Annotated in this window: 15 protein-coding genes; 4 read left to right on the forward strand and 11 right to left on the reverse strand. The window is 72.9% G+C overall.

Features of this window, described 5'->3' with window-relative positions:
• Positions 1-35 precede the first annotated feature (35 nt).
• The 3 genes from AC4BDD_RS07205 to AC4BDD_RS07215 all read right to left on the reverse strand — a co-directional run bounded on the left by AC4BDD_RS07205 (position 36) and on the right by AC4BDD_RS07215 (position 5,891).
• Complete coding sequence (locus AC4BDD_RS07205) at positions 36-1,493, reverse strand: aldehyde dehydrogenase family protein (RefSeq protein WP_490690135.1); 1,458 nt, start codon at positions 1,491-1,493, stop codon at positions 36-38.
• Between the two features lie 161 nt (positions 1,494-1,654).
• Positions 1,655-3,478 carry a PucR family transcriptional regulator ligand-binding domain-containing protein gene (locus tag AC4BDD_RS07210; protein WP_490690136.1) on the reverse strand — a complete coding sequence of 608 codons (1,824 nt, stop codon included), beginning with the start codon at positions 3,476-3,478 and terminating at the stop codon, positions 1,655-1,657.
• 157 nt (positions 3,479-3,635) lie between these two features.
• Positions 3,636-5,891: an ATP-binding protein gene (locus tag AC4BDD_RS07215; RefSeq protein ID WP_490690137.1), complete on the reverse strand. Its 2,256-nt coding sequence runs from the start codon at positions 5,889-5,891 to the stop codon at positions 3,636-3,638.
• Positions 5,892-6,204: 313 nt separating this feature from the next.
• Between AC4BDD_RS07215 and gabT the strand changes: the two genes are divergently transcribed.
• Both gabT and AC4BDD_RS07225 read left to right on the forward strand, forming a co-directional pair.
• On the forward strand, positions 6,205-7,557 hold the full coding sequence (gene gabT / locus AC4BDD_RS07220) for a 4-aminobutyrate--2-oxoglutarate transaminase (protein WP_490690138.1): 1,353 nt from the start codon (positions 6,205-6,207) through the stop codon (positions 7,555-7,557).
• 409 nt (positions 7,558-7,966) lie between these two features.
• On the forward strand, positions 7,967-8,719 hold the full coding sequence (locus AC4BDD_RS07225; protein WP_490690139.1) for a phosphatase PAP2 family protein: 753 nt from the start codon (positions 7,967-7,969) through the stop codon (positions 8,717-8,719).
• A gap of 38 nt (positions 8,720-8,757) precedes the next feature.
• Here AC4BDD_RS07225 and AC4BDD_RS07230 read toward each other — a convergent pair whose 3' ends face one another.
• The 7 genes from AC4BDD_RS07230 to AC4BDD_RS07260 all read right to left on the reverse strand — a co-directional run bounded on the left by AC4BDD_RS07230 (position 8,758) and on the right by AC4BDD_RS07260 (position 16,599).
• Positions 8,758-9,210, reverse strand: coding sequence for a hypothetical protein (locus AC4BDD_RS07230; RefSeq protein ID WP_490690140.1), 453 nt, complete (start codon positions 9,208-9,210; stop codon positions 8,758-8,760).
• A gap of 161 nt (positions 9,211-9,371) precedes the next feature.
• Positions 9,372-10,793, reverse strand: coding sequence for an NAD(P)/FAD-dependent oxidoreductase (locus AC4BDD_RS07235; protein WP_490690141.1), 1,422 nt, complete (start codon positions 10,791-10,793; stop codon positions 9,372-9,374).
• A gap of 5 nt (positions 10,794-10,798) precedes the next feature.
• Positions 10,799-11,638 (reverse strand): ABC transporter permease, encoded by an 840-nt coding sequence (locus AC4BDD_RS07240; RefSeq protein ID WP_490690142.1) that lies wholly within the window; start codon positions 11,636-11,638, stop codon positions 10,799-10,801.
• Positions 11,638-12,579 (reverse strand): ABC transporter permease, encoded by a 942-nt coding sequence (locus AC4BDD_RS07245; protein ID WP_490690143.1) that lies wholly within the window; start codon positions 12,577-12,579, stop codon positions 11,638-11,640. The genes AC4BDD_RS07240 and AC4BDD_RS07245 overlap by 1 nt, the downstream gene beginning before the upstream one ends.
• Positions 12,579-13,751 (reverse strand): ABC transporter ATP-binding protein, encoded by a 1,173-nt coding sequence (locus AC4BDD_RS07250; protein WP_490690144.1) that lies wholly within the window; start codon positions 13,749-13,751, stop codon positions 12,579-12,581. The genes AC4BDD_RS07245 and AC4BDD_RS07250 overlap by 1 nt, the downstream gene beginning before the upstream one ends.
• A gap of 20 nt (positions 13,752-13,771) precedes the next feature.
• On the reverse strand, positions 13,772-15,016 hold the full coding sequence (locus AC4BDD_RS07255) for a polyamine ABC transporter substrate-binding protein (RefSeq protein WP_490690145.1): 1,245 nt from the start codon (positions 15,014-15,016) through the stop codon (positions 13,772-13,774).
• A gap of 68 nt (positions 15,017-15,084) precedes the next feature.
• On the reverse strand, positions 15,085-16,599 hold the full coding sequence (locus AC4BDD_RS07260) for a gamma-aminobutyraldehyde dehydrogenase (RefSeq protein WP_490690146.1): 1,515 nt from the start codon (positions 16,597-16,599) through the stop codon (positions 15,085-15,087).
• 307 nt (positions 16,600-16,906) lie between these two features.
• Here AC4BDD_RS07260 and ybiA point away from each other — a divergent pair, with 307 nt between their 5' ends.
• Entirely contained in the window at positions 16,907-17,599 is a 693-nt protein-coding gene (gene ybiA, locus AC4BDD_RS07265) for a riboflavin biosynthesis intermediates N-glycosidase (RefSeq protein ID WP_490690147.1), read from the forward strand.
• Here the strand turns inward: ybiA and AC4BDD_RS07270 are convergent.
• Positions 17,482-18,378 carry a DUF4190 domain-containing protein gene (locus AC4BDD_RS07270; protein ID WP_490690148.1) on the reverse strand — a complete coding sequence of 299 codons (897 nt, stop codon included), beginning with the start codon at positions 18,376-18,378 and terminating at the stop codon, positions 17,482-17,484. The genes ybiA and AC4BDD_RS07270 overlap by 118 nt on opposite strands.
• Before the next feature lie 128 nt (positions 18,379-18,506).
• Between AC4BDD_RS07270 and AC4BDD_RS07275 the strand changes: the two genes are divergently transcribed.
• Entirely contained in the window at positions 18,507-19,529 is a 1,023-nt protein-coding gene (locus tag AC4BDD_RS07275; protein WP_490690149.1) for an adenosine deaminase, read from the forward strand.
• Positions 19,530-19,531 lie beyond the last annotated feature (2 nt).

Genomic DNA, 19,531 nt, shown 5'->3' on the forward strand with positions numbered 1-19,531 from the left:
GATCTTCCGGGCTGCCCTGCCGGGCTTCCGGCTCCTTACAGGGCGAGCCCGGTGAGCACCAGGACGCGCTCGTAGGTGTAGTCGTCCATGGCGTAGGCCACGCCCTCGCGGCCCACACCGGACTGCTTGGCACCGCCGTACGGCATCTGGTCGGCGCGGTAGGACGGGACGTCGCCGATGACCACGCCACCGACCTCCAGCGCCCGGTGGGCGCGGAAGGCGGTCTGCAGGTCGCGGGTGAACACGCCCGCCTGGAGCCCGTACTTGGAGTCGTTGACCGCGGCGAACGCGGCGGCCTCGCCGTCCACCTTCTGCACGGTCAGGACCGGCCCGAAGACCTCCTCGCAGGCCAGGGTGGTCCCGGCCGGGACGTCGACCAGCACGGTCGGCGCGTAGGACGCCCCGTCCCGCTTGCCGCCGGTGAGCAGCTGGGCGCCCGCCTCGACGGCCTCGTCCACCCACGCCTCGACACGCTTGGCGGCGTCCTCGTTGACCAGCGGACCGACGTCGGTGGTGGCGTCGGAGGGGTCTCCGGTCACCTGCGCCTCGACCGCGGCGACGATCTTCGGCAGCAGCCGGTCGTAGACGGACGCGTCCGCGATGACCCGCTGCACCGAGATGCAGGACTGGCCGCCCTGGTAGTTGGAGAAGGTGGCGATGCGGGTCGCCGCCCAGTCCAGGTCCTCCTCGGAGGAGAAGTCCGGCAGCACGACGGCGGCGCCGTTGCCGCCCAGCTCCAGGGTGCAGTGCTTGCGCGGCACCGAGTCCATGATCGCGTAGCCGACCTTGTCGGAGCCGGTGAAGGAGATGACCGGCAGCCGCTCGTCCTGGACCAGGGCGGGCATCCGGTCGTTCGGCACCGGCAGCACGGACCAGGAACCGGCCGGCAGCTCGGTCTCGGCCAGCAGCTCGCCGAGGATCAGCCCGGACAGCGGGGTCGCGGGCGCGGGCTTGAGGATGATCGGCGCGCCGACCGCGATGGCCGGGGCGATCTTGTGGGCGCACAGGTTCAGCGGGAAGTTGAACGGCGCGATGCCCAGCACGGTGCCGCGCGGGAAGCGGCGGGTGAGGGCGAGGCGCCCGGCGCCGCCGGCGTCGGTGTCCAGCCGCTGCGCCTCGCCGCCGTTGAAGCGGCGGGCCTCCTCGGCCGCGAACCGGAAGACCGACACGGCGCGGCCGACCTCACCGCGGGCCCACTTGATGGGCTTGCCGTTCTCCGCGGAGATCAGCTGGGCGATCTCCTCGGTGCGCTCCACGAGCCGCTTGGAGACGTGGTCGAGCGCGGCGGCCCGGACGTGCGCCGGAGTGGCGGCGAACTCGTCCCGCACCGCATGGGCGGCGGCCACGGCCTCCTCGACCTGCGCCTCGGTGGGGACGCTCACCGTGCCGACGACACGGCCGTCCCAGGGAGAGGTGACGTCGAAGGTGTCCTCGCCGGTCGCCTTGCGGCCGGCGAGCCAGAACGCGTGAGGAGCTACGCGGGAGGATGTCACAGCGGATCCCGGCCCTTCCGAAGTGGTGGGATGGTGCGGTTGGTTCAGGGTGGATTTCCCCTCCCCACCGTAGGGGCGGGCAGGCCTAAGAGCCTTTGTCCTACACGGAGCAGTCGCCTGTCGGCCCACACCGGATTGGCGTGGGCCGCCCGTCCGGCGGGTCAGGCATCGGTGAGGGGGCCGTCGGCGGAGCCGGCCGAGGTGGCCTTGAGGGCCAGCCACAGCTCCATCCGGACGTCCGGGTCGTCCAGCGACCGGCCCAGGATCTCCTCGACCCGGCGCATCCGGTAGCGCAGGGTGTGGCGGTGGACCCCGAGGTCCGCGGCGGCCGCGTCCCACTGGCCGTGCCGGGACAGCCAGGCCCGGAGGGAGGCCACCAGATCGCCGCGCCCGGTGGCGTCGTGTTCGTAGAGGGCGCGCAGCATGCCGTCCGCGAAGGCCCGGACGGCGTCGTCCGCCAGCAGCGGCAGCACCGAGCCCGCGGCAACCTCCTCGTGTTCCACCAGCACCCGGCCGCGGCGCCGCGCCACCGACAGGGCCTGCTCGGCCTGGCGGTAGGCGGCCGCGGCGGCGATCGGTCCGGCCGGCGCGGACAGTCCGATCACCAGGTCGTCGGCGGGGGCCGCCGCTCCCGCTCGCTCCCGGGGGCGGGTGGCGGTGCCGCGCCGGGCGTCGACCGCCGCCGCGTACTCGGCGCAGGCGGCCACCGCGGCGCCGCCGTCCGAGGCGAGCACGACCAGCCGCTCGCCGTCCGGCACCACGAGCACGGCCTCGCCGGTACGGGCCGCGGCGGTCTCCAGGGCGTCGGCGAGCGCGCCGAGCGGATCGGGCGCGGCCTCCCCGGCCGGTGCGGCCCCCGCTGCCCGGCCCGCCTGCCCGGGCTGCGCCGCCTGCGGTGCGGTCCTCTCGGCCTGGCCGGCGGCGGCCGCGCCGGGACCGGGCGGCGCGGGCGGCGGGGACGCGGGGCCTTCGGCGGCGGACTGGTCCACCCCTGCCGCCTGCTGCGCCCCGGCTCCCGGTGCCGCCTCCGCGACGAGCATCCGGAACGGGGCGTCGAGCAGCCCACCGTAGAGCCGGCCGGCCACGGCGCGGGCGTGATCGGGCTGGCCGGCCAGCAGCATGCGCAGCACCGCCGCGCCGAGCCGCTGCTCGGCGGCCTGCAGCGACCGGGAGCGCTCGGTGGTGAGGGTCAGCAGGGCCACCGCGGAGTTCACGGCGTACCGCTCCGCGGTGCCGAGCGGGGCTCCGGTGCCGACCGCGAGCACGCCGCGGGCCCGGCGTCCGGTGCCCAGCGACTGGAGTTCGACGCGGTCCGCCGTCTCCTCCCCCGGCTCCTCGCCGTCCCCGCCGATCACGGCACTGGCCGGCGCCGGGCGGGCCCGCAGCCGGTCCACGTCGTCGCCGAGCCGGGCGGCGCGCCGGGCCGCCCAGTCGGGGGCGGTGGCCACCACCGCGCCGGAGGCGTCGTACAGCGCGGCCCAGCCGTCGAGGTGCGCGGCAAGCCGGGCGAGCAGCGCCGCGGGGCCCTCCGCGCCGATCGCGGCCCGGGTCAGCTCGCGCTGCGCCTCGAATCCGGCGGTCACCGCGCGGTACTGGTCGGCGGCTATGGCCGCTGACACCGCCTTGCTGATGGCGATGAACGGCGTGCGGCGCGGCACCTCCAGCAGCGGCAGGTGCTCCTCGCGGGCGGCGGTGATCAGCGCGTCCGGGACCTTCTCGTAGTTCACGCCGACCGCGAAGCCGAGCCCGACCACCCCGGCGCCGACGAGCCTGCGGACGTAGGCGCGCATCGCCTCCGGGTCCTCGGCGTCCAGCTTCATCGCGGTGATGAGCAGCAGCTCGCCGCCGTCCATGTACGGCACCGGGTCGGTCAGCTCGCTGACGTGCGCCCAGCGCACCGGGGTGTCCAGCCGGTCCTCGCCCGCGAGCACGGCCAGCTTGAGCGTGGAGTGGTGGACGAGTGAGGCGAGCGTGGGAGGAGGCATGGCACCTTCGATGAGGCTTCGGCGGCGGGCTGGGCGTCGGAGCGCGGGCTCGTCGGACCGGTCGGGCATCGCCGGGACACGACGCGCGATCCACACTCCGCCCTGCCGCCCTGTATGAACGGCTGCCGCCAATTCTGCCTCAGTGGAGGATTTCACGTCATCCGCGCAGGTCGACCAGGACCGGCGGCGCGCTCTCCCCCCGGACGGAGGTGACCGAGAGCACCGCGTGGCCCGGAGGTACGGAGTTCGCCAGCTCCGAGGCCGACCAGCGTTCGCGCTCCACCTTCCGCACGGTCACCGACTGGATGGTCGCGTGCCGGCCGGTGACCACCTTGCGGATGAAGTGCAGCACCTTGGTCATCGGCTCGTCGGAGATGATCTGCCGGTCGGTGACGTCCCGGGTCTCCACCCATGCGGTGCCCCACACCTCGGCGAACCGGGCGCCGTCCCAGGTGGTCACCCCGGCGTACGCCATCCGGCAGCCGACCGCGCCCAGCAGCGCGCTGCGCAGCGCCTCCGGCACGTCGTCCAGGGTGCGCAGGGTCAGCACGGCCCCGGCGTTGGCGGCCCGCAGCCGCTGGATGCCGCGCAGCGCCTCGGGGGTGACGGTGTGCGAGGCGTCGTCCAGCACCAGGCAGGCGAAGAGCGAACGGTCCGCCCGGCCGACCGCGCACTCGGTGAACTGCGCGAGCACCAGCCGCGCCAGCATCCGCGACGCCTCGGCGTGACCGCGCTCGGGAAGGTCGATACGGACCCGCAGCGGGTGCTCCAGGGCGCGCAGCGAGAACGGCTTGCGGTCCCCGCGGGTGTCGAAGAAGTCCGCGAAGACCGGCCTGTCCAGGAGCGCGATCCGGTCGGCGAGGAGTGCCCCGGCGTCCCCGGCCGCCGCCGACTGGCGGACCCGGGCGTCCAGCTCCCGGGCCTGCGCCGACTCCCCCGCCTCGTCCAGGGCGGCCCGCAGCGCGCTGATCGCGGTCTTCGAACCCTCCAGCAGCTCGCGCAGCTCGGAGACCGAGGGGAAGCGGTGGTGGGCGGCGCGGAACGGGCCCAGCAGCTGGGCGAGCGCGGTCGCGGCGCGGCGGCTGTCCCCGCCGGGCAGCACGTGCGTGAGGTCGCCGACCAGCGCCTCGGCGAGCACGCCCGCGGCTTCGTCGGGGTCGGTGGTGCCGCCGTAGAGGTCGAGGTCGTAGGCGGACTCGGGGCGGCCGATCTTCACCACGACGTCGAAGGCGTCGTCCGGCCCGATCCCGGCGCCGGCGGGCCCCACGGCCACCACGGCCACCCGGCCGGCGAGCGCCTGCAGGCACAGCGACTCCACGACCGGCCGCACCAGCCGCCCGGTCTTCCCGGCCCCGGGCGGGCCGACGGCCAGCAGCGAGGTGCCGAGCACGGACGGGTCCAGCGCGAGGCTCACCCCGCGGTGCTCGTAGGGGTTCCGGAGGTCCTCGGTGGCGGCGCCGATGCGCACCTGGTGGGCGAGGAGGTCGTGCTGGGCGGTGCGCACCGGCAGGTCGCGCGCGCCGGAGGGGTGCGCGCAGGCTGCGGCGCCGTGCCGCAGCACGGTGTCGGTGAAGGCCGCCAGGCGGCTGGGCTGGGCGCGTACGGACTGCCAGGCGCGGTCGATCCGGGAGTGGTCGACGTCGTTCATCCGGCCGCTGCGGGCCTCGGCGGCCAGCCGGTCAGCCGCGCCATGCGCCCCGGCGGCGCGCAGCTCGGGCCATTCGGCGGGGTCGGTGTGGGGGGCGAGGGGTGCGTGGGCGGGCGCGGTCCGCAGGCTGCGGAAGACTGGGGCGACGTAGCGGCGAAGGATTTCTCCCCAGCCACTGACTCTCCAAAAGAGAGCCGCGATACCCAGGAACCAAGCAGTCTTGTAAGAGGCCTCGATGGTCTCGATGGTGTCTGCGTTGCCCTTCGCGCTGCTGAACATGTCCTCGGCTCCGAAGAGATCGAGCAGCACTTCCAGCGGCCACACCCAGTACCCGCCAAGGTAGTCGTGCGTAATCAGCGACCACAGCAGCCAGGTACACAGCAAGGCGATCAACGCCCCACTGAACAGTCGGCGCGTGGGCACCCGGTCCGGATCCTCCGGCGGCTTCGGCTTGTGGCCGTACGTCCAGACACCAGGCGAGCCAGTGGATCGCGGCGCCCGGAGCCAGTCCAGGAAGGGCGCGGGAGTCCCCGCGACGAGGTCCGGTGTTCGAGGAGGAGGGGGCACCGGGAGCGGGGCGGCGAAGCCCGGCGGAGCAGCGCTGGGCGCGGCCGGGCCCGAGGGTGGCAGCGGCGGCATCGCCGGAGGCGGGCCAGGAGAGGGGGTCGGCGGGCCGGGAGGGGTCGGGGGTGGTGGCGGGGTGGCCGGGCGGGGTACCGCGTCCCGTCGCATGCCACGTGAGTCGTGCGTGCCCTCGGTGTCCATGTACCGCCCCTTGCCCCCTGACAGCCAGGTCCTGCGTATGCCTCGATGCGTGCGCCGACGCTCAGTGCCGACGTTCAATCTAGTGGGCCGGAGCGGGGAGTTCAGCGACCTGGCGGGATGCCGCCTCGGTGCGGGGCGGCGCCGGGCCGGTGTGCGGCGTGGCCGGGTCGGTCGTGCGCTATGTCCGTGACGGACAACGCAACACGCCCAGTGCTCCCGAACGGAACATGCCCGTTGCCTTCCCGCGCCCCTAGCCTGCCGTCTAAAACCCTGTTCTTTCCCCTCTCAGCCCCTTATGACCCTGGAGTACCTCATGACCGAACTGTCCGGAGGCCCGACCCTCCCGCAGGAGCGCCGCGTCGTCACCGCGATCCCCGGCCCGAAGTCCCAGGAGCTGCAGGCGCGCCGTAGCGCCGCGGTGGCGGGTGGCGTCGGATCCGTGCTGCCGGTGTTCACGGTGCGCGCGGGCGGCGGCGTGATCGAGGACGTGGACGGCAACTCGCTGATCGACTTCGGCTCCGGCATCGCCGTGACCTCGGTCGGCTCCAGCGCCGAGGCCGTGGTGCGCCGCGCTTCCGCGCAGCTCGCGGACTTCACGCACACCTGTTTCATGGTGACCCCGTACGAGGGCTACGTGGAGGTGTGCGAGGAGCTGGCGAAGCTGACGCCGGGCGACCACGCGAAGAAGTCGGCGCTGTTCAACTCGGGCGCCGAGGCCGTGGAGAACGCGGTCAAGATCGCCCGTGCGCACACCAAGCGCCAGGCCGTCGTGGTCTTCGACCACGGCTACCACGGCCGCACCAACCTCACCATGGCGCTCACCGCCAAGAACATGCCGTACAAGCACGGCTTCGGCCCGTTCGCGCCCGAGGTCTACCGGGTGCCGGTGGCCTACGGCTACCGCTGGCCGACCGGCCCGGAGAACTGCGGCCCGGAGGCCGCGGCCCAGGCCATCGACCAGATCACCAAGCAGATCGGCGCCGAGAACGTCGCCGCGATCATCATCGAGCCGGTGCTCGGTGAGGGTGGCTTCATCGAGCCGGCCAAGGGCTTCCTGCCGGCGATCGTGAAGTTCGCCAACGACAACGGCATCGTGTTCGTGGCGGACGAGATCCAGTCCGGCTTCTGCCGCACCGGCCAGTGGTTCGCCTGTGAGGACGAGGGCATCGTCCCGGACCTGATCACCACCGCCAAGGGCATCGCCGGCGGTCTGCCGCTGGCCGCGGTGACCGGCCGCGCCGAGATCATGGACGCCGCGCACGCGGGCGGCCTCGGCGGCACCTACGGTGGCAACCCGGTCGCCTGCGCCGCCGCGCTCGGCGCCATCGAGACCATGCGTGAGCTGGACCTGAACGCGAAGGCCAAGCGCATCGAGGAGGTCATGAAGGGCCGCCTCGCCGCGATGCAGGAGAAGTACGGCATCATCGGCGACGTGCGCGGCCGCGGCGCGATGATCGCCATCGAGCTGGTGAAGGACCCGGCCACCAAGGAGCCGAACGCGGAGGCCGCCGGTGCGCTGGCGAAGGCCTGCCACGCGGAGGGTCTGCTGGTGCTCACCTGCGGTACGTACGGGAACGTGCTGCGCTTCCTGCCGCCGCTGGTGATCGGCGAGGACCTGCTCAACGAGGGCCTGGACATCATCGAGGGCGCGTTCGCCCAGCTGTGACCGGCGCCGTTCCCCGACCCGTGGCCGCCGCCGACCTCCGCCGCGACACCCCGTCAGGTGACGGTCTGTCATCCTCGGCGGAGGGGCCGGCGGCGGCCCGGGAGGACGGCGTGAAGAAGATGTGGGGGGCCGATGTCGGACGGGTGATCCGCCTGTCCGCCCGGCCTTCCCTGCCGTACGGTTTCTGCAGATGAGAGAAACACCCCGCTCGCAGGGGACTGCGAGCGATGCCGTGCCGGCGCTTCCCCGGCTCCGACGCGGCCGTGCCCTCGCGCACACCACTGGAGCCTCTGGCTCCGGATCTCCTCACCGATCGGACGGCCGCCCGCCCCAAACCCCCCGGGGCGCGCGGCGCACCGATCGCCTCGGCGGCCCCGGAACCTCCCCCCCTGTTCCGGGGTCGCCCGCTTTGCTCCTCACCCTCGGTGCGTCTCTGTGCGTCCTGCTGTTCGCGGTCGTGACCTGGCAGGTGGCGGCGGGCGGACCGCTGCGCGGGGCTGATGAGCGGGTCGGCCGGGCGGCGCGCGGCCGGCTGCTGCCCGGACCGCTCGCCCAGTTCTTCGCCGATCTCGGCAATATGTCGGTGGCCCTGCCGGTGCTGGCGGTGGCCCTGGGGTACGCGGGGTGGCGGCTGCGCCGGGCCGGGCGCTCCTGGTGGCCCGCGCCACTGGCGGCCGTGGTCGCGATGGCGGCGGTGCCCGCGCTCATCGCCCCGGTGAAGACGCTGATCGACCGGCCCGCCCCGCCCGGCCCACTGGCCGGCACGGAGGGTTTCTACCCTTCGGGACACACCGCGACCGCCGCCGTCGCCTACGGCGCGGCGGCGATGCTGCTGCTGATGTCCGGCCGGGCCTGCCCGCCCCGGCGCTCCCCGGCCTCCGCCCCGCCCCGCCGCCGGATCCCCGTACCGCCCGGTGGCGCGGTGCCCGGTGCCGCGGTGCGCACCGGGCTGGTGTGCGCGGCGGTGGTACTGCTCGACGGGTGTGTGGCGCTGGGGCTGGTGCTGCGCGGCTACCACTGGCCGCTCGATGTCATCGGCAGCTGGTGCCTGTCCGGGGCGCTGCTGACCGGACTGTACGCGCTGTGCCGACGGTGCCTGCGCCCCGGCGGGCGAGACGCCACCAGCCCCTGCGAGCGAGACGCCATCAGCCCAGGCGGCTGAGACGTCCCCCGACTGAGACGCCCCCGACTGAGGCGCCGTCACCCCTCGCGGATGAGCCGGACCACCGCCTCGTGCATGGCCAGCTCCAGGACGGCCGGGTCGGTGAGGTGACCCGAGCCGTCGGGTGGCACCAGCCAGTGCACGCCGCCGGTGGCCCGGCCGGGGTACGGCACGACGACCCAGGTGCCGGAGCCGGCGCCCCGGACGTCGGTGCCGATCCAGTGGGTGGTGGTGCCGGGCGGGACGAAGAAGCCCACCCGGGCGTCCTGGATGTCGCCGAGCACCGGGCCCGGCGGCTCGGTGCGGCGGCGCAGCACGTCGAGGGTGACGGTGCCCAGCCCGCCGGGCAGGATCAGCACGTCCCACAGCCGCCCGGCGGGCAGCAGGACGACTCCGAGCGGATCACGCTCCCAGGTCCACCGGCAGGCGCCCGGGTCGGGTGCCACCGAGACCAGCCAGTCCACCGCGTTCCTCGCCCCCGCGCCGTTCATCCGCGGTCCCCCCTATGTCGGCTTCCGTGCGGCCGCCGCCGGTCGGCGGTGCCCTCACGGTTCAGAGAGGCACGGGGCCGTGGATTCTTACCCGGCTCCCGCCGGCGATCGGTGGTGAGGCGGCGGGCAGCGCCGCGCCCCGGCTCGCGCCCCGGCGCCGGTCAGGAGTCGAAGCCGAGCCCTGCCTTGTCCATGGCCTTCAGCCACAGGTTGCGGCGGCCGCCACGCCGGTCGGCGCGGGTCATCGACCACTGGGTGAGGCCGATGCCCGCCCAGCGCAGCGGCTCCGGCGGGAAGGGCAGCGGTTTGCTGCGCACCATGCGCAGCCGGGTGCGTGCCGTCCGCTCGCCGGCCAGCAGGTCGAGCATCACGTCGGCGCCGAAGCGGGTGGCGCCGACGCCGAGGCCGGTGTAGCCGAGGGCGTAGGCCAGGCGGCCGCCGTGGGCGGTGCCGAAGAAGGCGGAGAAGCGGGAGCAGGTGTCGATGGCCCCGCCCCAGGCGTGGCTGAAGCGGACGCCCTCCAGCTGCGGGAAGCAGTGGAAGAAGTGCTGGGCCAGGGTCCGGTAGGTGGCGGGGTGGTGGTCGTACTCGGCGCGCACCCGGCCGCCGAAGCGGTAGACGATGTCGTAGCCGCCCCACAGGATGCGGTGGTCGGGGGTGGTGCGGAAGTAGTGGAAGTGGTTGGCGCTGTCGCTCAGTCCCTGGCGGTTCCGCCAGCCGATGGCCGCGAGCTGGTCGGGGGTGAGCGGTTCGGTCATCAGCGCGTGGTCGTAGACGGGGACGACGTAGGGGCGCAGGCGGCGTACCGGGGAGGGGAAGGCGTTGGTGCCCAGGGCCACCTGCCGGGCGCGGACCGTGCCGTAGGGGGTGGTGACGGTGAGGTGGCCGCCGCGGCTGACCGGCCGCTGGGCGGGGGTGTGCTCGTAGATTCGCACGCCCAGGCCCAGGCAGGCGCGTTTGAGGCCCCAGGCGAGCTTGGCGGGGTGGAGCATCGCCACACCGGTGCGGTCCCACAGGCCGCCCAGGAAGGTGGGTGAGTCGACCTCGGCGCGGAGCGCGTCGCGGTCGAGGAGTTCGCCGGCGTCCAGGCCGTACCGGGCCGCCGCGCGGACGGTCTCGCGCAGTTCGTCGAGCTGGTGCGGGGCGGTGGCGACGTCGATCTCGCCGGTGCGTTCGAAGTGGCAGTCGATGTCGTAGCGGGCGAGGGTGGCCTCGATGTCGTCGAGGTTGCGGCGGCCGAGCCGGTCGAGGGTGATCAGTTCCTCGGGCCAGCGGGCGAGGCCGTTGCCGAGGCCGTGGGTGAGGGAGGCGGCGCAGAAGCCGCCGTTGCGGCCGGAGGCGGCCCATCCGGTCTCATGTCCTTCGACGAGGACGACGTCACGCTGCGGGTCGCGTTCCTTGGCGCGCAGCGCGGTCCACAGGCCGGTGTAGCCGCCGCCGACGACGAGCAGGTCGCAGCTCTCGTCGCCGACGAGGGCGGGTTGCGCCTTGGGGCGGCCGGGGTCGTCGAGCCAGTAGGGCCGTGGCTCGGCGTCGGAGAGGGATCGAAGGGCACTTTCAGGGGTCATGGCGCGTGTGGCCATGATTCTCAGCTCCTTTTGCGGCGGGTGCCGGCCAGTCGGCCGGCGAGGACGCAGAGCACGGCGATGGCGAACATGGCCGTGCCGATCACGTTGATCTGGACAGGTGTGCCACGCTGCGCTGATCCCCACACGAACATGGGGAAGGTCACGGTGGACCCGGCGTTGAAGTTGGTGATGATGAAGTCGTCGAAGGAGAGCGCGAAGGACAGCAGTGCGCCGGCCACGATGCCGGGTGCGGCGATCGGCAGGGTGACGCGCAGGAAGGTCTGGGCCGGGGTGGCGTAGAGGTCCTGGGCGGCCTGTTCCAGCCGGGGGTCCATGCTGAGGACGCGTGCCTTGACGGCGGTGACGACGAAGCTCAGGCAGAACATGATGTGCGCGATGAGGATCGTCCAGAAGCCGAAGTCGATGCCCATGTTGAGGAAGAGGGTGGCCAGCGAGGCGGCCATCACCACCTCGGGCATGGCCATCGGCAGGAAGATCAGGCTGCTGACCGCACCGCGCGCCCGGAAGCGGTAGCGGGCGAGCGCGAAGGCGATCAGGGTGCCCAGCACGGTCGCCCCGATGGTGGCCCACAGGGCGATCTTCAGGCTGAGGGCGAGCGAGCCGCACAGGTCGGCGACGCCGCAGGGGTCGGTCCACGCCTCGGTGGAGAAGCGCTGCCAGCTGTAGTTGAAGCGTCCGTTGGGCTTGTTGAAGGAGAAGACCAGGACGACGACGTTGGGCAGCAGGAGGTAGCCGAGGGTGGTGAGGCCGGCCAGCACCACCAGGTTTCTGCGGAGCCAGCCCAGCGGCCGGCCCAGGGGGCGGCCCTGCGGCCGGCTCGGCGGGGTGAGGGAGCTCATCAGACCAGGTCCTCCGTCCCGGACTTGCGGATGTAGACGGTGACCATGGCGAGGATCGCCGCCATCAGGATGAAGGAGAGCGCGGCCGCGGTCGGATAGTCCAGGACCCGCAGGAACTGCGACTGGATGACGTTGCCGACCATCTTCTTGTCGGCGGAGCCCAGTAGTTCGGCGTTGATGTAGTCGCCGGTGGCCGGGATGAAGGTGAGCAGGGTGCCTGCCACGACGCCGGGCATGGACAGCGGGAAGGTCACCTTGCGGAAGGTGGTGAAGGGGCGCGCGTACAGGTCGCCGGCCGCCTCGTGCAGTCTGCCGTCGATGCGCTCCAGGGAGGTGTAGAGCGGCAGGATCATGAACGGCAGGAAGTTGTAGGTGAGTCCGCAGACGACGGCGAGCGGGGTGGCCAGCACCCGCTCCCCCTCGGTGACGCCGAGCCAGCTGGTCACGTCCAGTACGTGCAGCGAGTTGAGGGCGGAGACCACGGTGCCGCTGTCGGACAGGATGGTCTTCCAGGCGAGGGTGCGGATCAGGAAGCTGGTGAAGAACGGCGCGATGACCAGGATCATCAGCAGGTTGCGCCAGCGGCCGGCTTTGAAGGCGATGAGGTACGCCAGCGGGTAGCCCAGCAGCAGGCACAGGCCGGTGGCGGTGGCGGCGTACACCACCGAGCGCAGGAACTGCGGGTAGTACTCGGTCAGCGCGTCGGCGTAGGTCCGTACGTGCCAGGTGACCTCGAAGCCCTTCTCCAGCGACCCGGTCTGCAGCGAGGTGGACGCCTGGTAGACGAGCGGGGCGACGAAGAAGACCAGCAGCCACAGGATGCCGGGGAGCAGCAGCCAGTACGGCACGAGCCGCTTGCGGAGGGCGGGCCCGCGCACCTTGCCGGCGGCGGCCGGGGGCGGGGGTCCGGGCAGGGCCGGGGGTGTCTCGAGGGCGGTCATCAGGCCACCGCCTCGGCTTCGGTGCCGGCCAGCGGGGACTGCTCGGCGTCGAGTCCGAAGGTGTGGGCCGGGTTCCAGTGCAGGACGACCTCGGCGCCGGGGACCAGGCGGGCGTCGCGTTCGATGTTCTGCTCGTAGACGGAGAGCGCGGTGCCCGCCGGGCTGTCGATGACGTACTGGGTGGAGACGCCGATGAAGCTGGAGTCGGCGATGCGGCCGGTCAGCCGGTTGCGGCCGTCGGGGATGGTGTCGGCGTCGTCGGCGTGGGTGAGGGAGATCTTCTCCGGCCGTACGCCCAGCAGCACCTGGCCGCCGGTGGGCGTGGGGGCGGTACATCGGCCGGCGGGCAGGGCGAGGCGGCCGCCCGCGGCGCGGACCAGCAGGTCGTCGCCGTCGGTGCCGGTGACCTCGGCGGTGATGAGGTTGGAGGTGCCGAGGAAGTTGGCGACGAAGGTGGTGCTCGGGTTCTCGTACAGCTCGGCGGGGGCGCCCAGCTGTTCGACCCGGCCGCCGTTCATCACCGCGACCGTGTCGGCCATGGTCATGGCCTCCTCCTGGTCGTGGGTGACGTGCACGAAGGTGATGCCGACCTCGGTCTGGATGCGCTTGAGTTCCAGCTGCATCTGGCGGCGGAGTTTGAGGTCGAGCGCGCCCAGCGGCTCGTCGAGCAGCAGCACCTGGGGGTGGTTGATGAGGGCGCGGGCGACGGCGACCCGCTGCTGCTGGCCGCCGGAGAGCTGCTGCGGCTTGCGGCGGGCGAAGTCGCCCAGCTGCACCAGGTCGAGCATCTCGCCGACCTGCTTCTTCACGGATTTGACGCCGCGGCGGCGCAGTCCGAAGGCAATGTTCTCGTAGATGTCCAGGTGCGGGAAGAGCGCATAGCTCTGGAAGACGGTGTTGACCGGGCGCTTGTAGGGCGGGAGGGCAGTGACGTCCCGCCCGGCGAGTTCGACCGTGCCGGTGGTGGGCTCCTCCAGGCCGGCGATCATGCGCAGGGTGGTGGTCTTGCCGCAGCCGGACGCGCCGAGGAGGGCGAAGAAGGAGCCGGCGGGGATGGTCAGGTCGAGGGGGTGGACGGCGGTGAAGGAGCCGTAGGTCTTGCTGATCCCGGTGAGGCGTACGTCCCCGCCGGAGGCGGCGCGAGCGGTGTCGCCGGTGGGCTGCTGGGTCATGATCGGTGGCTTCTTCCGGTTCAGGCGCCGATGAGCTTGGTGAACTTGTCCTCGAACGCGGTCTCTTCCTTGCCGGTCAGCGAGCGGAAGGCGTGGGACTTCGCGGCCATGTCCTCGTCCGGGAGGATGAACGGGTTCGCGGCCAGCTCCTTGTCGATCCTGGCGAGCTCGGCGCGTACGCCGTCGACCGGACACACGTAGTTGATCCAGGCGGCGAGCTGCGCCGCGACCTTGGGCTCGTAGTAGTAGTCGATGAGCCGCTCGGCGTTCTTCTGGTGCCGGGCGCCGCTGGGTACCAGCAGGTTGTCGGTGGAGATCATGTAGCCGCTGTCGGGGATGGCGAAGTCGATCGCGGGGTTGTCGGCCTGGAGCTGCATCAGGTCGCCGGCCCAGGCGACGCAGGCGGCGAGGTCGCCCTTGTCCAGGTCGGTGGTGTAGTCGTTGCCGGTGAAGCGGCGGATCTGGCCCTTGTCGACGGCCCTCTGGAGCCGGGCGATGGCGGCGTCGTAGTCGTCGGCGGTGAAGTCCTCCGGCCGCTTGCCCATGTCGAGGAGGGTGAGGCCGACGGTGTCGCGCATCTCGGTGAGCATGCCGACCCGGCCTTTGAGCTTGGGGTCGTCCAGGAGCTGGCTGATGGAGTCGACCTTGCGGCCGCCGGTGGCCTTCTTGTTGTAGGCGATGACGGCGGGGATGCCGGTCCAGGGGTAGGAGTGGGCGCGGCCGGGGTCCCAGTCGGGGTTGCGGAACTGGGCGGAGAGGTTGGTGTAGGCGTGCGGGAGGTTGGCCGAGTCCAGCTTCTGCATCCAGCCCAGCCGGATCATCCGGCCCGCCATCCAGTCGGTGACGCAGATCAGGTCGCGGCCGATGTCCTTGCCGGCGGCCAGCTGGGGCTTGACCTTGCCGAAGAACTCGACGTTGTCGTTGATGTCCTCGGTGTACTTGACCGTGATGCCGGTGCGTCGGCGGAAGGCGTCCAGCGTGGGGTGGTGCTTGCCGTCGTCGGTGACGTCCATGTACTCGGTCCAGTTGGAGAAGTTGAGGCGCTTCTCCTCGTCCGAGTGGTCGTCGGAGGGACCGGACTCCTGGCGGGCCGCGGGCGGGATGCCGCACGAGGTGAGCGTGGAGAGCCCACCGGTGGCCAGCGCCCCGACGCCGCCCGCGCGCAGCAGGGATCGGCGGGTGAGTGCCATCCGGCCGCTGGTGACGCTGCGCCGGATGGCGGCGAGCTGCGGCGGGGACAGGCTCTCGGGCTCGTGGTGCGCCATGCTGTGGCCTTCCTTGATCGTTCCGGTGGTCGGCCGGTGAGGTGGTCTGCGGTCCCCCGGGGCAGTGGTCAGCGGTCTGCGAAGACCGTACGGTGCCAGCCCTTCCGGGGCACCGCCGTATTGTCGTACATGACGTGCTTGACCTGCGTGTACTCCTCGAACGAGTACGCGGACATGTCCTTGCCGAAGCCGGATGCCCGAACGCCGCCGTGCGGCATCTCACTGATGATCGGGATGTGGTCGTTGATCCAGACGCAGCCGGCGCGCAGCTCGCGGGTGGCGCGGCCGGCGCGGTAGACGTCGCGGGTCCAGGCGGAGGCGGCCAGCCCGTAGGGGGTGTCGGCCGCGAGGGCGAGTCCCTCGTCGTCGCTGTCGAAGGGGAGGACGACCAGGACCGGGCCGAAGATCTCGGACTGGACGATCTCGCTGTCCTGGGCGGCGCCGGTGATCAGCGTCGGCCGGTAGTAGGCGCCGCGGGCCAGGTCACCGGCGGGTGCGGCGCCGCCGGTGACGACGGTGGCGTACGCCCGGGCGCGCTCCACGAATCCGGCGACCCGGTCGCGCTGGGCGTGCGTCACCAGCGGGCCGAGGTCGGTGGCCGGGTCGAAGGGGTCCCCCAGCCGCACGGTCGCCATCAGGTCGGCGACGGCGGTGACGAACGCCTCGTACAGCGGCCGCTGCACATAGGCGCGGGTGGCGGCGGTGCAGTCCTGGCCGGTGTTGATCAGGGCTCCGGCGACCGCGCCGTGCACGGCGGCCTCCAGGTCCGCGTCGTCGAAGACCACGAAGGGGGCCTTGCCGCCCAGCTCCAGATGGAGCCGCTTGACGGTGCCGGTGGCGATCTCGGCGACGCGCCGGCCGACCGCCGTGGATCCGGTGAAGGAGGTCATGGCGACGCCCGCGTGGCCGACGAGGTGTTCACCGGCGTCCGGGCCCGCCCCGCAGACCACGTTGACGACGCCGTCCGGGATGCCCGCCTCGGTGGCGGCCTCGGCGAACATCAGCGAGGTCAGCGGGGTGATCTCGGCTGGCTTGAGGACGATGGTGTTCCCCGCGGCGATGGCCGGCAGGACCTTCCAGGCGGCCATCTGGAGGGGGTAGTTCCAGGGGGCGATGGACCCGATGACGCCGATCGGCTCGCGGCGCACATAGGAGGTGTGGTCGGCGCTGTACTCGGCGGCGGCCTTGCCCTCCAGATGGCGGGCGGCCCCGGCGAAGAAGGCGGTGTTGTCCACGGTGCCGGGCACGTCGAACTCACTGCTGAGCTTCAGCGGCTTGCCGCACTGCGCCGACTCCGCGGCGGCGAGGTCGCCCGCCTGCGCGGCCAGGACCGCGGCGAAGCGGTGCAGGGCGTCCGACCGCTCACCGGGGGTGGCGCCCGCCCAGCCGGGGAAGGCCGCGGTGGCGGCGGCGACGGCGGCGTCCACGTCGGCCGGGCCCGCCGGCTCGTACTCCAGCACCCGCGCGCCGGTGGCCGGGTCGGTCACCGACTGGGTCCGCCCCGAGGTGCCCGGGGTCAGCCGGCCCGCGATGTACTGCGCGCCCTTGGCGAACCGTGCCGCCCCATCGAATCGCTGGTCCATCGCGCTGGCTCTCCTCCGCCTGAAGGACTTCAGTTCCGACGCTCCGCCGAACGCCGCTCCATGAAGGTGGCGGCGTGGCTCCGACCGGAATTGAACGCTGATCCTGGCAGCTGAACCACGCTTGAACAAGGGATTCCGTCGTTGATTTTTAGTTTCTCGACGGATTCGGTCTTCGAGCGGTCGCCGCACCACGGCCGCCGACCCAGCCGTCCGGGCGGCCCTGAGCGGCCCCGGCCGGAGACGTTCCGCCGGAGCTTCCGGCGGATATTCCGGTGGAGATGTCCGAGGTGACTGCCAGAATCACGCCATGGACGAGGTGGTGAAGCACGGCGCCGTGCCGGGGAATCCGGCGGGGCCGAGGTCGGTGGCGGAGCTGGTCGAGCGGACGGCGGCCGGCGAGCGCGTGAAGTACGTGTGGTTCTGGGGGCACCGGCCGCGCCGGGACGGCAGTGTCGGGCCGAGCTGTTTCAGCCAGTGGTGGCCGGCGCCGTTCACGATCGACGGCGTCCGGTACGAGACCGCCGAGCACTGGATGATGGCGGCGAAGGCGCGGCTGTTCGGCGACGAGGAGGCCGAACGGCGGGCGATAGCCGCGACCCACCCCAAGCAGGCCAAGGACGCGGGGCGGTCGGTGCGCGGCTTCGACGAGTCGGTGTGGGCGGCGCACCGCTTCGATCTGGTGGTGCGCGGCAGTGTGCACAAGTTCGGTGCCCACCCCGAGCTGCGCGACTATCTGCTGGGCACCGGCGAGCGGGTGCTCGTGGAGGCCAGCCCGCTGGACCGCGTGTGGGGCATCGGGCTGGCCGCCGACGACGAGCGGGCGGCGGACCCGGCCCGCTGGCTTGGCCTCAATCTGCTGGGATTCGCGCTGATGGAGGCGCGTCAGCAGCTGGCCGCGGGCGCCCCGTCCAGCCCCTGGGACCCGTCAGGCTCGGGGCTTGCGTCCGGTGCGGCGGCCCCGTCCGGGGAGACCACGAGCACCACGGCGGTCCGGGAATAGGAGTCGTCGTCGTCATCGTCGTCGTTCCGCTCGTCGATGATGACGGCGACGAGCACGATGACGCTGGCGATCAGCGCCAGGACGCCGAGGATGAGCCCGGCGATCGCCTGGCCGTCGTTGGTGGCCTGGCCCCGGGCCACCCGGCCCCGGCCGAGGACGCCGAAGATGACCGCCAGGACGCCGAGGATGATCCCCAGGACCATGGTGAAGCAGAGCACCAGGCCGACGATGCCGAGCACCAGCGCGGCGATGCCGTGGCCGTTGTTGGGGACGTATCCGCCCTGCCAGCCGTACGGCGCGCCGGGGTGGCCATAGGGCGGTCCGTAGGGGGCGGCGCCGGGGTAGGCGCCCGGCTGGGGGTGGCCCGGGTAGCCGTATCCGGGATGCCCGTACGGCACCTGTCCGTAGCCGCCCTGGCCGGGGTGCGCGCCCGGGTAGGCGCTGGGCGTGCCCGGGCCGGTGGGCGCGATCGGCGGCGGTGGCACCGGGGCATGCGGGCCGGCGGCCGGCGCGGGCGGGCCGGGCGGCCACCCACCGGCCTGCGGACCGCCGGGCGGGGTCCCGGGGTGCCCGGGGGCCAGGGGGGTGCCCGGCAGCGTCGGCATGCTCGGTATCGCGTCCGGGGACGGGGCCGGGGTCGCGGACTGGTTACGGTCCGCCGGCGGCTTGTCCAGCGGCACCCGGTCCTCCGGCGGTGCCCAGGGATCGCGCTCGCGCTCCTGCGGCGGCCGGGACTCGGCTCCCGGAGCTTCGGGCCGCTGCTCGGACTCTTCGCCCATCTGTTGTCTCCCCCATACGCTGCGTCGCCCGGCCATGCTATGCCCGGATCCGGCTGCCGGAGTACGCCCGATTACGATGGCGAGATCTGCCGCCGGGCCGAAGACGGCCCGCCCACCGGGAGGATCCGATGACCGATCTCAGCAGCTTCATCGCCGGCCTGCCCAAGGCCGAGCTGCATGTCCATCACGTGGGATCGGCGTCGCCGCGGATCGTGGCGGAGCTGGCCGCCCGCCACCCCGACTCGCGGGTGCCGACCGACCCCGAGGCGCTCGCGGACTACTTCGTCTTCCGCGACTTCGCGCACTTCGTCGAGATCTACCTCTCGGTGGTGGACCTCATCCGCGACGCCGAGGACGTGCGGCTGCTGACCTACGAGGTCGCCCGGGACATGGCGCGGCAGAACATCCGGTACTCCGAGCTGACGGTCACCCCCTTCAGCTCCACCCGGCGCGGCATCCCCGACGTCGCCTTCGTGGAGGCGATCGAGGACGCCCGCAAGGCGGCCGAGGCGGAGCTGGGCGTCGTGCTGCGCTGGTGCTTCGACATACCCGGCGAGGCGGGCCTGGAGGCTGCCGAGGAGACGACCCGGATCGCCACCGAGCTGCGGCCCGAGGGCCTGGTCAGCTTCGGTCTGGGCGGCCCGGAGATCGGTGTTCCGCGCCCGCAGTTCAAGCCGTACTTCGACCGCGCGATCGCCGCGGGCCTGCACAGCGTCCCGCACGCGGGCGAGACCACCGGGCCGCAGACGGTCTGGGACGCGCTCACCGAGCTGCGGGCGGAGCGCATCGGCCACGGCACCAGCAGCGCCCAGGACCCCAAGCTGCTGGCGCACCTGGCCGAGCACCGGATCCCGCTGGAGGTCTGCCCGACCTCCAACATCGCCACCCGCGCGGTCGCCACGCTGGACGAGCACCCGATCAAGGAGATGGTGGCGGCGGGGGTGCTGGTCACCATCAACAGCGACGACCCGCCGATGTTCGGCACCGACCTGAACTCCGAGTACGCGGTGGCCGCCCGGCTGCTGGGGCTCGACGCGGCAGGCGTCGCGGCGCTGGCGAAGAACGCGGTCGAGGCCTCCTTCATGGACGCGGCGGGCAAGGCGCGGCTGAGCGCGGAGATCGACGCCTACACCGCGGCGGCGGGCCGCTGACC

The organism is Streptomyces sp. JLBT605, assembly GCF_058215555.1.